The organism is Chitinophagales bacterium, from assembly GCA_016787225.1.
GTDB lineage: Bacteria > Bacteroidota > Bacteroidia > Chitinophagales > JADJOU01 > CHPMRC01.
On the sequence record JAEUUY010000014.1, the window covers coordinates 43,862 to 56,992 of the forward strand.

12 protein-coding genes are annotated in these 13,131 nt (G+C 35.2%); 10 read left to right on the forward strand and 2 right to left on the reverse strand.

The genetic code is table 11. From position 1 onward, the window contains the following. Nucleotides 1-220: 220 nt before the first annotated feature. The 9 genes from JNL75_04990 (at nt 221) to JNL75_05030 (ending at nt 8,256) form a co-directional block, all read left to right on the forward strand. The gene (locus JNL75_04990; GenBank protein MBL7789172.1) at nt 221-913 is read left to right on the forward strand and encodes a septal ring lytic transglycosylase RlpA family protein; all 693 of its coding nucleotides are present in this window, start codon (nt 221-223) and stop codon (nt 911-913) included. A 5-nt stretch (nt 914-918) separates the two neighbouring features. After that, complete coding sequence (locus JNL75_04995; GenBank protein ID MBL7789173.1) at nt 919-2,121, forward strand: SufS family cysteine desulfurase; 1,203 nt, start codon at nt 919-921, stop codon at nt 2,119-2,121. 36 nt (nt 2,122-2,157) lie between these two features. After that, a complete protein-coding gene (rimO, locus tag JNL75_05000; protein MBL7789174.1) occupies nt 2,158-3,465 on the forward strand; it encodes a 30S ribosomal protein S12 methylthiotransferase RimO in 1,308 nt (435 codons plus the stop codon). Nucleotides 3,466-3,470: 5 nt separating this feature from the next. Further along, on the forward strand, nt 3,471-5,012 hold the full coding sequence (gene bshC, locus JNL75_05005) for a bacillithiol biosynthesis cysteine-adding enzyme BshC (GenBank protein MBL7789175.1): 1,542 nt from the start codon (nt 3,471-3,473) through the stop codon (nt 5,010-5,012). Between the two features lie 72 nt (nt 5,013-5,084). Then, nucleotides 5,085-5,396, forward strand: coding sequence for a hypothetical protein (locus JNL75_05010; protein ID MBL7789176.1), 312 nt, complete (start codon nt 5,085-5,087; stop codon nt 5,394-5,396). Then, the gene (locus JNL75_05015) at nt 5,351-5,980 is read left to right on the forward strand and encodes a nucleotidyl transferase AbiEii/AbiGii toxin family protein (GenBank protein ID MBL7789177.1); all 630 of its coding nucleotides are present in this window, start codon (nt 5,351-5,353) and stop codon (nt 5,978-5,980) included. The genes JNL75_05010 and JNL75_05015 overlap by 46 nt, the downstream gene beginning before the upstream one ends. 5 nt (nt 5,981-5,985) lie before the next feature. Beyond that, complete coding sequence (locus JNL75_05020) at nt 5,986-6,471, forward strand: hypothetical protein (protein ID MBL7789178.1); 486 nt, start codon at nt 5,986-5,988, stop codon at nt 6,469-6,471. A 5-nt stretch (nt 6,472-6,476) separates the two neighbouring features. Next, entirely contained in the window at nt 6,477-7,637 is a 1,161-nt protein-coding gene (locus tag JNL75_05025; protein ID MBL7789179.1) for a beta-lactamase family protein, read from the forward strand. Between the two features lie 22 nt (nt 7,638-7,659). After that, nucleotides 7,660-8,256, forward strand: coding sequence for a hypothetical protein (locus tag JNL75_05030; protein MBL7789180.1), 597 nt, complete (start codon nt 7,660-7,662; stop codon nt 8,254-8,256). Here the strand turns inward: JNL75_05030 and meaB are convergent. Together meaB and JNL75_05040 are read right to left on the reverse strand one after the other, a co-directional pair. Then, nucleotides 8,246-9,193, reverse strand: coding sequence for a methylmalonyl Co-A mutase-associated GTPase MeaB (gene meaB, locus JNL75_05035; protein MBL7789181.1), 948 nt, complete (start codon nt 9,191-9,193; stop codon nt 8,246-8,248). The two genes, JNL75_05030 and meaB, sit on opposite strands and share 11 nt — an antisense overlap. A 15-nt stretch (nt 9,194-9,208) precedes the next feature. Continuing rightward, nucleotides 9,209-10,561, reverse strand: coding sequence for a sulfatase-like hydrolase/transferase (locus JNL75_05040; GenBank protein MBL7789182.1), 1,353 nt, complete (start codon nt 10,559-10,561; stop codon nt 9,209-9,211). Between the two features lie 122 nt (nt 10,562-10,683). Between JNL75_05040 and JNL75_05045 the strand changes: the two genes are divergently transcribed. Beyond that, nucleotides 10,684-13,128 carry a hypothetical protein gene (locus tag JNL75_05045; GenBank protein ID MBL7789183.1) on the forward strand — a complete coding sequence of 815 codons (2,445 nt, stop codon included), beginning with the start codon at nt 10,684-10,686 and terminating at the stop codon, nt 13,126-13,128. Nucleotides 13,129-13,131 lie beyond the last annotated feature (3 nt).

Below are 13,131 nucleotides of genomic sequence, written 5' to 3' on the forward strand. Positions count from 1 at the left end.
TTATGGCAATTTTCAAGTCGTTTTAGGTCGAAATTCCATAGAATTCTACCCTTTTAACAAATTTTAAAATCATTTGATTATCAACAATTAGAAAAGTCCTAAGCTAGAGGCAATGGTGGAATTCGCCGTAAATTTGCAGCGCAATAATCGCAAAGTAAAACTATATAATTTTTGAAATGGACATGAAGTTCATTCCATCAGAAACTTAAAAGTCTAGCTTATGATAATTAGAAACAATCAAACAGTAGGAGCTTTAAAAAGATTAGGACTTATAATCCTAGTTCTATTTTCTATTCAGGCTCTATCATTTAAAACGAGAGACAATGCAGATAGTGGACTACCTGAAGTTTATCAGTATGGCAAAGCGAGCTATTATGCAGGTCAGTTTATAGGCAGAAAAACAGCAAATGGAGAGATATTCACTTCGAACGAATTTACCTGCGCTCATAAGTCGCTTCCATTTGGGACCAAGCTAAAAGTGACAAATCTGGAAACTAATGAGTCCATAATAGTCAGGGTGAATGACAGAGGCCCTTATGTCAAAAATAGAATTGTAGATCTATCCTTAAGAGGAGCTTACGAACTTGGTCTCACTAAAAGTGGGGTTGCTAATGTCTCTATAGAAATTGTAAACAAGCAATTCTCTAGTCTAGGTAATACAAAGCAAATGGATAGAATCTATGTAGATAACCAATTTGCTTATGTAAAGTCTAATGATAATGATACTTATGATAAACTTTACACTTATTTATCAGAAACCTTGCAAATGACCTCACATAGCAAGCAAGAATCAAAGCCAACGGAGAAGGTGGAAGATTTAGAAGAATTAAAGTCTATAGATTTAACGAAGCCTATTGTTACCGATACTGCGGGAACTTCTTTGGACAAACAAGCGTTTGTCATAGAAGAATAAAAAATATGGACTCCATCAGGAATCAGTTCCCGATTCTAAATACATCAGTCAACAACAAGCCTTTAATCTATTTAGATAACGCTGCCAGCACCCAAAAACCGCTAGCAGTAATTGATAGCATTTCAGACTACTATAAATCCTACAACAGTAATATTCATAGAGGTGCTCACTACCTAGCCAATATAGCTACTGAAAAATATGAAAATGTTCGCGATTTGATGGCGAGTTTTATAGGAGCGCAATCAAAAGAAGTCATATTTACCTCAGGAACAACACAATCTATCAATTTATTAATGAATGCCTGGGGTCGTAAGTTTCTCACGAAACATGATAACATTGTCCTGTCCGAAATGGAACATCATGCGAATCTTGTTCCTTGGTTAGCCTTACAACAAGAGATAGGTTTCGGGATAAATTATCTACCGATGGGACCAGATTGTGCGCTAGATTTAACAAATCTAGACTCTATAATCAATGATAAAACCAAGCTAGTTTCTATAGCTTACATTTCGAATGCTATAGGGACAATACATCCCATAAGCCAAATTATTGGAAATGCAAAAAGTAAATCGGCACTAGTTCATTTGGATTGCGCTCAAGCCATACAGCATTTCCCCATCAATGTAGAAAAACTAGACATTGATTTCCTTTCATTTTCATCGCATAAACTATATGGCCCAATGGGTATAGGAGTTTTCTGGGGTCGAGATAAGCTATTACAAGAAATGAATCCTTACTTATATGGCGGAGAAATGATAAAAGAAGTATATCTCGATAAAGTTACTTTCAACGAACTACCATATAAATTCGAAGCTGGCACGCCTAATGTAGCCGATGTCATTGGATTAGGAGCTGCTGTTCAATTTATCCTAGACTTAGGATTTGAATATGTCCAAAAGCAAGAAAATGCACTGCATCGATTTTTATTAGCAGAAATTGAAAAAATAGATCGTATAAAGATTTACACACCTAAAGAAAACTCTACCGCTGTAGTATCTTTCAATGTAGAAGGAGCTCATCCATACGATATAGGACAATTGCTCGATGCAAAAAGTATAGCTATTCGCACAGGTCACCACTGCTGTCAACCATTGATGCGCAAGCTAGGCATTGAAGGGACATGCAGGGCTTCCTTGGCCTTTTATAACTCAGAAGAAGAACTATCTAACTTTATTTCGGCATTAAAATCAATAGTTAAGTTGGTTTAATTGCAGTCAATTAGTTTTGCAGTTTAAATAATCTCCGTGCAAACCAAAGCAAAGAAAAAAAGCAAAGTCAATATTATAACCCTTGGCTGCTCCAAAAATACAGTCGATAGTGAAGTGCTCATGGGACAATTAACTCATGGTGGTATCGATGTCGTACACGAAAGCAAAAAAGAAGATTTTGATACCGTTATTATCAATACCTGTGGATTTATTGATAAAGCGAAAGAGGAAAGTATAAATACTATTCTGCAATTCGCTGAAGCTAAGAATAAAGGTTGGATAGAAAAGCTTTATGTTACTGGCTGTCTATCTCAGCGCTATAAAGATAATCTAGAAGAAGAAATCAAGGAAGTAGATGCCTACTTCGGCACCATGGAGCTTCCACTTTTATTAAATAGATTTGAAGTTGATTATAAAAAGGAACTCATTGGTGAGCGAGTGCTTTCACTAGATACCCATTATGCGTATTTGAAAATTTCTGAAGGATGCAATCGAAAATGTACATTTTGCGCGATCCCTTTGATGAGAGGCCTTCATAAATCACGCACGATAGAATCTCTTGTAGAAGAAACTAAAAATCTGGCTAAAAAGGGAGTGAAAGAAATAATTCTCATTGCCCAAGAGCTCACTTATTATGGCTTAGATATTTATAAGAGAAAAGCCTTGGTAGAGTTGATTCAGGCTTTGAGTCAAGTAGATGGTATTGAATGGATACGCCTGCACTATGCCTATCCAGCCCAGTTTCCATTTGAAGTTTTAGATGAAATACGTGAAAATCCTAAGGTTTGTAAATATTTAGATATTCCTATTCAGCATATATCGGATAAAGTATTAGCCGATATGAAACGAAACACCTCCAAACAATATACGACCGATTTAATAAACAAAATCAGAGAAACAGTCCCTGGCATAGCCATTAGAACGACCTTGCTCACTGGCTTTCCTACCGAAACAGAAACAGAATTTCAGGAGCTCGTCGATTTTATCCACGAAATGAAATTTGATAGATTAGGAGTGTTTACCTATTCTCATGAAGAAAATACGGGAGCTTATAAATATGAAGATGGTATATCAGAAGAAGAAAAAAATAGAAGACAGCAGGTTCTAATGAGCACTCAGAGCGAAATCAGCTACGAACTCAATCAAAGCAAGATAGGAAGAACATTCAAAGTCATCATCGATAAATTTGAAGGAGGTGCATACATCGGGCGCACAGAATTTGATTCCCCAGAAGTAGATAACGAAATCGTTGTTAAAACTGATAAACATTTAAGATTAGGAGACTTCGTGTATGTGAAAATAGTATCGGCAACAGAATTTGATTTAGAAGGAGAATTGATTTAAAATTTATGCACTCGCTCTCCATAAAAGACCTTTCTTTTTTTTCTGATCTAGTCAAGGACTATCTCCATGAAAATATAAAAACAGAAAGATTGTATTCTTTCAAGCCTTCTCTCCAAGGCTTGAAAGACGCTTTGGTATCCAAAGAAGAAAACTATTCCCATAGAGAGCTTCTGAAAGTAATAATTGATAAAAACTATAACGAAAACTATATTCCGTCTGACGAAGAAAAAAATAGCTTAGATCTATTAAAAGACAATGGATATGCCATAACTACTGCGCATCAGCCCAATTTGTTTCTTGGACCTCTGTACACTATCACTAAAGCTGTTTCAACTATTTCCTTAGCCAATAAAATAAATAGCGAGTTAAAGGTTAGAAAAGTAGTTCCTATATTCGTAATTGGTAGTGAAGACCATGATAAAGAAGAATTGCTACACACGTACTTGTTTGGCAAAAAATATGAATGGCTGACACAACAGAAAGGGGCTGTAGGCTCCATGAAAATTGACGAGAGCTTTCTTCGATTATTAAATGAATGGATCAGTGCCTTTGGAAATTTTCCCTATGCTAACGAGTTGAAAGAAATTTATACTTCTTCCTATATATTAAACAATAGTGTAGCATATAGCACGGGCTTAATCTTGAAAAAAATATTTGGAAAATATGGACTAATCGTTCTAGATCTCAATCATAAAGAGGTAAAAGAAGCTATGGTGCCGATTTTTGAAAAAGAACTGAAAGAAAATTTTGCAAGCCATACACTTAAATCACAACTAGAATTCTTACGAAAAGAATATAGCGTTCAGGCAGAGCCAAGAAACATCAATCTCTTTGAATATAAAAATGGTGAACGTATCCGTATCGATAGAGTAGATGATACATTAATTGAAAACTTGAAGTCTCATCCGGAAAATTTTAGTCCTAATGTCATTCTACGACCGCTCATGCAGCAGTCTGTATTGCCTTCTATAGCGAATATTGGAGGCGGAGCTGAGGTCAGCTATTGGCTGCAAATCAAACCAATTTTTGAATCTGCAAAAATCAACTTTCCTGCTCTCATTCTTCGTGACATATTCTCACCATTAGAGAAAAAATCTATTGATAAATGGACAGAAAACAAATTAGAATTAATGGACTTTTTTCTCTCCATAGATGAATTGAAAAAGAAAATTGCCTTACAAAATTCAAATTTAGAATCAGATTTTAAAAATATTGAAATAGCAATTCTAGAGAAATTTAAAGAGTTGGAAAACAAGTTAATCCCAATAGATAAGTCTCTTGTTGGCAGCTATCAGGCAGAGGTGATTAAACTCCAGAAGTCGATAGAACTTCTTTATTCCAAAGCTCTAAAAGCAGAAAAGAAAAAAGCTGAAGACCTAATCAATTCTTTGGAAAAAATCAAAAACAAGGTTTTTGAAGCCAACTACCTAACCGAGCGAAAGGAAAATTTTTCTACCTATTACCTACGTTACGGAAGTCGGTGGATAGACAATATGATACAAAATGCAGATCCTCTCAAATGGGAATGGAAATTAGATGTATTGTAGGAGTGCGTTTCGAAGTATTTTCCAAAAATAGAACCTTCTGTAATTATGAAAAAAGATTAGTATCTTTACATTATGGAGAAACATGAGAAACCCGACAAACCATACGACAATCCAAGGATATTCTGGGATGTGGACTATACCCAGCTCGATTATGAATTGCGCGCTCGCTTTATTATAGAACGCGTTTTTGAGCGAGGAGATGTGCAGGATATTAGAAATTGCAGAAGATACTATGGTGAAGAAAAGGTTATAGATATTTTGTTAACAGCAAAATTTATACCTCTGCATAGAAACTATTTGATTAGTGCCATTTTTGAAAAACCTTTAGAATTATTTAGATGTTACATCTTGAGACAGTCGAACCCAACACTTTTTCCATATTAAAGCAAATTAATGAGATAGACATTTTTCATAATTTTTCTTTGGTAGAAGGTACAGCTTTATCCTTAAAATTCGGTCATAGAATATCCATTGATTTAGATTTCTTTTCGAATGATAAGTTTGTAAACGCTGATATAATAAAAGTTCTAAAAGAGGTTTTTGGTGACAAATTTGAATATGAACCAAGTTCAAACGAGCATTTTGGGATATTCTGCTATATTGATAAAGTTAAAATTGATATTGTAGGGTTTCCGCATGAGAGGATAGCACCTATAGAAATTATAGACAATATAAAATTTTATAACAATCAAGATATCGCCGCAATGAAAATTCAAGCTATTTTAGGACGTGGAAAGAAAAAAGATTTTTGGGATTTAGCTGAATTGCTAAAGCATTATTCTTTAGAGGACATCATTAATTGGCATAAGCAAAAGTATAAAGGACAAATTCTCGCCATAGGGATTCCAACTGCATTAACCTATTTTGACGACGCTGATAGTAGTGAAAACCCTATCTGTCTCCAAGGTCATACCTGGCAACAGATAAAACGTGATATCTCTCAAAAAGTAAATGATTATTTAAAATAAAATTAATGTCAAAGCTATCTGAACTTACTAGCCAAATCAATTTATTGCAGAACTACCTCCAAGACTACGAAGAAGTTAATCCTTCAATATCTCAAGCCTCTATAGGCTGGCATATGGAACACTCACTCATTGTCATCGAGAAAATGATCTATGGCTTAGAACTAAGTAATCCTAATGAATATAAGTGGAAATTTAACCTAGGGAAAATCATAGCCTTTACACTAAATAGATTTCCTAGAGGTAAGGCAAAAGCCCCTAGAATATCCCTCCCAAAATCTGAGCCCAACATAGAAACTATTCAATTGCTTATTCAAAATCTAGGTTCCAAACTAGAAAACTGGAATAATTTGCCCGAGAAAAGTTTTATCCTTCATCCATACTTTGGTCCTTTGAAGAAAGACGAGGTTTTAAAATGCTTAGTGATACATACCAAGCATCATTTGGCTATCATTCGGGATATTATAAAAAATAGACAAGTTCTAACAAAGTAAGATTTATGAGCAAATTAAAAATTTTTGGAATAGTATGTATAGCGTTTATTGTCCTTGCAGCTATTGCAGGTTTCATCTTTTATTTTTTTTATCTTAAGCCATTGCTAGATATTAAACCTGCCATTAATCAATTGAAGTCAACAGAATATTTCGACCAAAGTATGATTGATACCTTGTCAAAGTATGGCAATAAAATGATGAAAAATCAAACCAGTTTATCCATCGCAATAATTGATAATGGCCATGTGTATTACTATGGCGTAGAAAGAAAGAATGATACTTTTAGCACAATTAGTAATTCACGGTACTGTTATCAAATAGGCTCTATTTCTAAAGTTTTCACTTCTACGATTTTAGCCGAATTGGTTGTGAATAAAGAAATTAATTTAGATAATTCCATTGACGACTATATAGGATTTCATCTGAATAAAAACTTAAAGCTAACATGGAAAGAGCTTTCAAATCATACCTCTGGACTGCCTAGTTTACCAAATGAAAACCTAATAGCAAGCTTAAGTGATGCCGATAACCCCTATGTAAAGTACGATACAAAATGGCTTGATTCTTATCTTAAAAATAATATTGAACAGGATGCATCCCTAAATAAAAAACATAGTTATTCGAATTTAGGTGTAGCTGTGTTAGGCAATTCAATGGGATACTTTAAAAAGCAATCTTTCGAGTCTTTGTGCTCGCAGTATATTTTCTCGAAGTATCAGATGAATAATACCTTTTTCTACGAACCTAAACATAAAGAAAAGGTAATTCCGTCTTATGACATCGATGGGAGCCTAGCTACCATATGGGAGTTGAAAGCCTTTAACCCTGCTGGGGGCATCGTATCTAATGTAGAAGATATGTCTCAATTTATTCTAGCACAGTTGGACAGCAATAATAGAGTAATGCAACTCACACAAACACCTACCCTTATCAATTCAGAAAAAGAAAGTGTAGGTTTAGGTTGGTTTATTCTCAAATCCAAACTAAATCACAAAGTCTTATTTCATAACGGCTCTACTATTAATTACACTTCCTCGCTCTCTATAGACCTAGATTCAAGAAAAGCGATAGTAATTCTCAGCAATGTCAATCACATTCTCACAAAGAACAACTTTGATGCTTTAAATTTTGCTTTACTCAAATACATCAATACAGCGAAGAATTGATAGTGTACAATATATTTTTCTCATGCCTCATCACTACCCTTCCTCCAGCAATTATGAAAAATCATGGCAACCCGCTGCGGATCAATTCTATAAATCTAAGTATCCTGCATGTGTGATAAATAGGTTTGACTCCAATAGTGAATTAGACCTAGACTATCAGCGAAAAGATATCGATGTGAGCTTGGAAATAGATGATAAAACGATTTATATTTCCGAGAAGTTTAGGCAAAAGGATTATGGTGATTTACTGATAGAACTCTACAGCAAATATCCTCATACCAAAGGCTGGATGGAGAATTCAGCTGCTGATTATCTAGCATATTTCAATCCAGAGACTGTTCATATAATTAGTAAAAAAGATTTGACCATATGGTTTGAAAAAGAAAATGTTTTAAGTAGGTTGGCGGATGAAGTTGAAAAATTTCATCTGGTAAATCTTAGAAATTCCTCACGAAAAAAAATAGAATTAGATCTAGCTGAGAAGAATATTAGCATCACACTCATTCAAGCTTTTAATCATACGGATAGTGCAGAATGGCATACCTTGAGTATAGCTATTCAATGGCTAGACCTTGAAAATATGGGGTTATCATATAAGAAATACTCCCTTAGGGCCTAAGTTTACTTTCTATTTCTGCGAGAGTTATATATTTTCCAGATTCTAGTTCGCCTTGAAGGCTCTCTATGTCCCTATTCATCTTTTCACTATGATATCGATAAAATAAATCGTAATAGGTCTCTCTCAGCCAATGTTTCCGTTGATTAGTTCTAGTCGTTATAAAATCTCCGCTCTTTCTTTTATGTTCTAAAAAGTCAGAAATTGAATTCCAAATGATATCTATACCTTGTTTCAATATAGAAGAAAAAGTATAAATACAGTTTGCTAAATTAGCATCTGTTTTCAGCATATGCACCGCTGTTTCGATTTCCTTTCTCGATTTTTTTGCTACCTGCTCTAGTTCGCCATCGGCCTTGTGAATAATATAAAAATCGGCTACCTCCATGATTCCTTTTTTGATTCCCTGTAGTTCATCTCCCGAAGCGGGCATGAGAAGAAGGATAAAAGCATCACATAAATTTTTAACGATGGTCTCTGATTGACCCACGCCTACAGTCTCCACTAGAATAATATCATAGCCTGCTATTTTAGCTAACTCAATATTCTTATGCGTATTTATCCCCAGTCCTCCAAGCCTATTCGAACTCGGCGAAGGGCGAATAAAAACATTGTCGAGGCTGCTTAGTTCGTTCATACGAGTTTTATCTCCTAGAATACTTCCTTGTGTCACCTCACTGCTTGGGTCAATAGAAAATACTGCTATCTTGAGGCCTAGGCTATGGAGATATGAACCGAACACTTCGATAAAGCTACTTTTTCCTACGCCCGGTATGCCACTAATGCTCAGTACTAAAGAATCATTGAGTTTATGTTGATTTTTGGCGATAAAATCATCGGCAATAATGTTGTCTTCTAGCTTGGTGCTCTCATTATAGGTAATCATGCGCGCTAGGGCTGCAATATTTCCATTCAGTATGCCGTCTTCTAAGCTTTGCATAAATGGAATTATGGCTTATTGTATTCGAATCTCACTGGAGAAAACATCGAATTCTTTTTCTTTTTCCAAGAGGTAGTTGCGCTTCTCGCTGTCCTTTACCAGTTCTAGAATTGGATTCGTAGAGGCATTCATGGTCTCAAAGAATGGTTCGTTGTGATAATTATTGCCCGTAATAGGAGCGCTCATCCAGTCGGTATTTCGCTTGACATACCGCATATTATTGTCTATAAACATAAATTGATTATAGCGGTACTTATCTCTCGTTACGCCTCTATGCTTATACCAGAAACTCTGAGTCATAGGGAAACTAAACTCCTCATTTTTAAATAGTGTCGTAGTCTGTTCTTCACCTATAGCTTCCATTAGACTATGATAGATAAATCTACTGCTAATAGGTTGGTCAATAGTTTTAGCTACACTACCGCCGGGAGGCAACCAAAATAATGGCACTCTATTGCCCCCATCATTCACGTTAGAAAAATGATAATACCAATCTTGTTCGCCGAAATTGTCTCCATGATCGGAACAGAATACAACTAGGCTATCCTTATCTTGATGTATGTTTTGAATAAACTGGTTCAAATCATTTTTTATAATTTGATAACTCGTCATCTGACGCTGATAAATTAAATCAGCATACTTCTGATTGATAACAGGTTTATCATTGATTAAAAAATTCTGATTGACTATTTTGAAGAGCGTTATAGTCTCCATAGCCTTTTCCCATAGCCCCTTGCCAGATAGCCCGAAGGTATCTGCTATATGATAAGGGAAATGGGTTTCCATTAAATTGATAAAGAAAAAACAAGGCTGATTCTTGGCATCATTTTCTTCTATGAGTTGCTGAACTTTTTCAAAATTATTCCTATGTGTATTCTGTCCCCAGCAAGTAGCTACTTCTAGATCTTCACTTAGCTTATCGCTAATCACATCTTTGGAGAATAACATTTTCCTCACTCTAGGTTTTCCTATGGAGAGTAAGAGTCGCATCGTTTTCTTGAGCTTGGGTGTCACCAACTTCCACACTTTGTGAACTTCATCAAATCCTCTATCTAATCCGAAAATATCCGTCGTTACGGGATTGGCAGTGACTTGGATAGTTTTATAGCCTTTTTCCTTCATTTTTTCTGCCAAAGTAGGAATATCGCTTCTCAATCTACGCGTATGCGTATCGGCTCTATGTTCATGTACATTGAGGCCGGTAAACATACAAGAGGTAGCAGGCAGCGTCCAGCAGGCCGAAGAACGAGCTTGGGTGAACTGAATACTGTTATTTTCTACATAAGGCATGTCCACCCCATTTTGATAAACAGAGTCTTTTCGTAGGCTATCAGCTACTATGAGAAATATGTGTTTCGGCTTATTCAATGGATAAAATTCTCCGCAAATGTAAGGAATATGGAGATTTTATTTATAAAATTATAAATTAGTACCCTTTAAACTTCTATGTTTTAAATTTGTTGTTTTTAAAACGCCACCTAGCTATTCATATGCGTAATCTTATCTTTTTCTTGTGCCTTCTCTCATCTATTCTCGCGAATGGGAATGAACTGCAAGAAATTCCTAAAAAATATTTTGACTTATTGCATACCGATTTGGAACTCATACCAAAGTGGAAAGAGCATCAGATGAAAGGGAAGGCCACCTTGACGCTATTGCCTTATTTCCATCCTCAGAATAAATTAGTGCTAGATATTAAGTATTTAGATATCCATTCCGTGGAATTAAAGGCATTAGGGAATAAACCCTTACCCTATAATTATACGAAATCCAAACTGGAAATTGATTTGGGGAAATTTTATACAAAAAAAGACACCTTGATCATTGTCATCGATTATACTGCAAATCCTGATAGTATAGTCGATTCGACTGGTGCTGCCATTAAAGATGAGAAAGGTCTTTACTTTATCAATACGGATGGAAAACGCAAAGATGCGCCAATGCACTTGTGGACTCAGGGCGAAACCCACTCCAATAGCAGCTGGTTCCCTACCCTAGACCAACCATCAGAGAAGCATACGCAGAAATTGAAAGTAATCTATGAGTCTAATTTCGTTTCGCTCTCCAATGGCAAGCTAATATCAAGCAAGGACAATAAAAATGGTACTAAGACCGATGTATGGGAGCAAACTATTCCACATTCTGTTTACTTAACAGTTCTGGTTATAGGAGACTATACCATAGTGAAAGATCAATGGCGTGGGAAAGAGGTTTCTTATTTTATGGAACCACAATATAAATCGTTGGCGAGACCCATTTTTGGAAGAACTCCTGAAATGATGGAATATTTCTCCAAACTTTTAGGAGTTGATTTTCCCTGGGACAAGTATTCTCAAGTTATAGTGCACGACTTTACAGCTGGAGCTATGGAGAATACTACGGCTGTTACCTTTAATACTATGTTTCAGAAAGATGCTCGCGAACTGGTCGATGGCAATGATGATGAGACGGTAGCGCATGAACTTTTTCACCATTGGTTCGGAAATATAGTTACCTGTAAGACTTGGACACATTTAACCCTCAATGAATCCTTTGCCAACTATTCTGAGTATTTGTGGACGGAATACAAATATGGCAAAGAAGAAGCCGAATATCATTGGACTCAAGATTTGTCACCCTATTTTTCGTATAGCAGTAGTAAGAAGGAACCATTAGTTCGGTATTTCTATAAGAAACCGGATGATATGTTTGACCTTATTTCATACAATAAAGGAGGTAAAATTCTACACATGCTTCGCAATTATTTAAGCGACGAGGTTTTCTTTAAATCACTTCAACTTTATCTCACTCGACACAAATATAAAACAGCAGAATACTCTGATCTCAGACAATGCTTTGAAGAGATTTCAGGAGAAGACCTCTATTGGTTTTTTCAGCAATGGTATGAAAATGGAGGTCATCCTATTTTAAACTCTAGCTATACTAAATCCTCAGATAGTACTGTTTTAGTGATTTCTCAGCGACATAATTTTGATTCCAGTCTAGTATATAAACTTCCCCTTGATTTAAGTATTTATACGGGCGATATTGTCAAAAAACAACGCGTTCTATTAAGTAAATCAAAAGATACATTTATTATTCGAGAAAAAGATGTAAAAACGATTAGCATTGATGGTACGCATACTATAGTAGCTGTTAAAAACGAAACTCGCGATGTAAATGATTGGATATTCTTGCTTGAAAATTCGAAAAGCTATATAGATCAAAATAAAGCCTTAAAAAAACTAGCTATACATAAGGATAAAGATAAGGTCAAAGATGCCATATTCGAATTATTATCCACAGATAAAAATAGATTACGTCAAGAAGCGATTAAAGCTATCGATAAAAAATGGTTGAAACGAGATACTAAGTGGAATGAAAAACTAAAATCTATTTTAACGGAATCCAAATCAGGTCGTGTAAAATCAGCAGCAATCGATAAGCTTTCAGAGAATGAAAATTTAGAAGGGCTAGATAGTATCATTGCACCACTTTTAAATGATTCCTCTTATTTAGTAGAAAATTCTGCACTGAAGTTTTTGAATAAAGTAGATTCCGTTAAAGCACTTGACTATGCCTACAAAAGAATATTTAGCAATAGCTATAATATCCTTAACACAGTTTTTGAAATCATAGCGCAATCGAAAAATCCAAAGGAAATAATCTATTTCGAACAGGCCATAGAAAAAGCACAAGGATATAAAAAACTGGCTATATATAGTAATTTCGGTGGATATCTGGCCTACATGAATGAAAAAGTTATGGAGAATTATATAGACAAGTTTGAAGCCATGACCTCCTCTACTGAAGAAGCCGACAATTACTGCAGTAAAACAGCACTTAGAATGTTAAAGTCAGAATTAGTGAAACGAGATGATATTCAATCTAAAAAAAATGTAGATAGAATTGATGTCATATTAGATAAAGCGAAAAAAATAGATGAGGAATTTTAATAA

Excerpts from the sequence above, each read along its gene's own strand:
- JNL75_04995 (MBL7789173.1), top strand. The coding sequence starts at position 919 with ATGGACTCCATCAGGAATCAGTTCCCGATTCTAAATACATCAGTCAAC.
- JNL75_05015 (MBL7789177.1), top strand. The coding sequence starts at position 5,351 with ATGTTACATCTTGAGACAGTCGAACCCAACACTTTTTCCATATTAAAG.
- JNL75_05025 (MBL7789179.1), top strand. The coding sequence starts at position 6,477 with ATGAGCAAATTAAAAATTTTTGGAATAGTATGTATAGCGTTTATTGTC.
- JNL75_05045 (MBL7789183.1), top strand. The coding sequence starts at position 10,684 with ATGCGTAATCTTATCTTTTTCTTGTGCCTTCTCTCATCTATTCTCGCG.
- JNL75_04990 (MBL7789172.1), top strand. The coding sequence starts at position 221 with ATGATAATTAGAAACAATCAAACAGTAGGAGCTTTAAAAAGATTAGGA.
- JNL75_05030 (MBL7789180.1), top strand. The coding sequence starts at position 7,660 with ATGCCTCATCACTACCCTTCCTCCAGCAATTATGAAAAATCATGGCAA.
- JNL75_05020 (MBL7789178.1), top strand. The coding sequence starts at position 5,986 with ATGTCAAAGCTATCTGAACTTACTAGCCAAATCAATTTATTGCAGAAC.
- bshC (MBL7789175.1), top strand. The coding sequence starts at position 3,471 with ATGCACTCGCTCTCCATAAAAGACCTTTCTTTTTTTTCTGATCTAGTC.
- meaB (MBL7789181.1), bottom strand. The coding sequence starts at position 9,193 with ATGCAAAGCTTAGAAGACGGCATACTGAATGGAAATATTGCAGCCCTA.
- JNL75_05010 (MBL7789176.1), top strand. The coding sequence starts at position 5,085 with ATGGAGAAACATGAGAAACCCGACAAACCATACGACAATCCAAGGATA.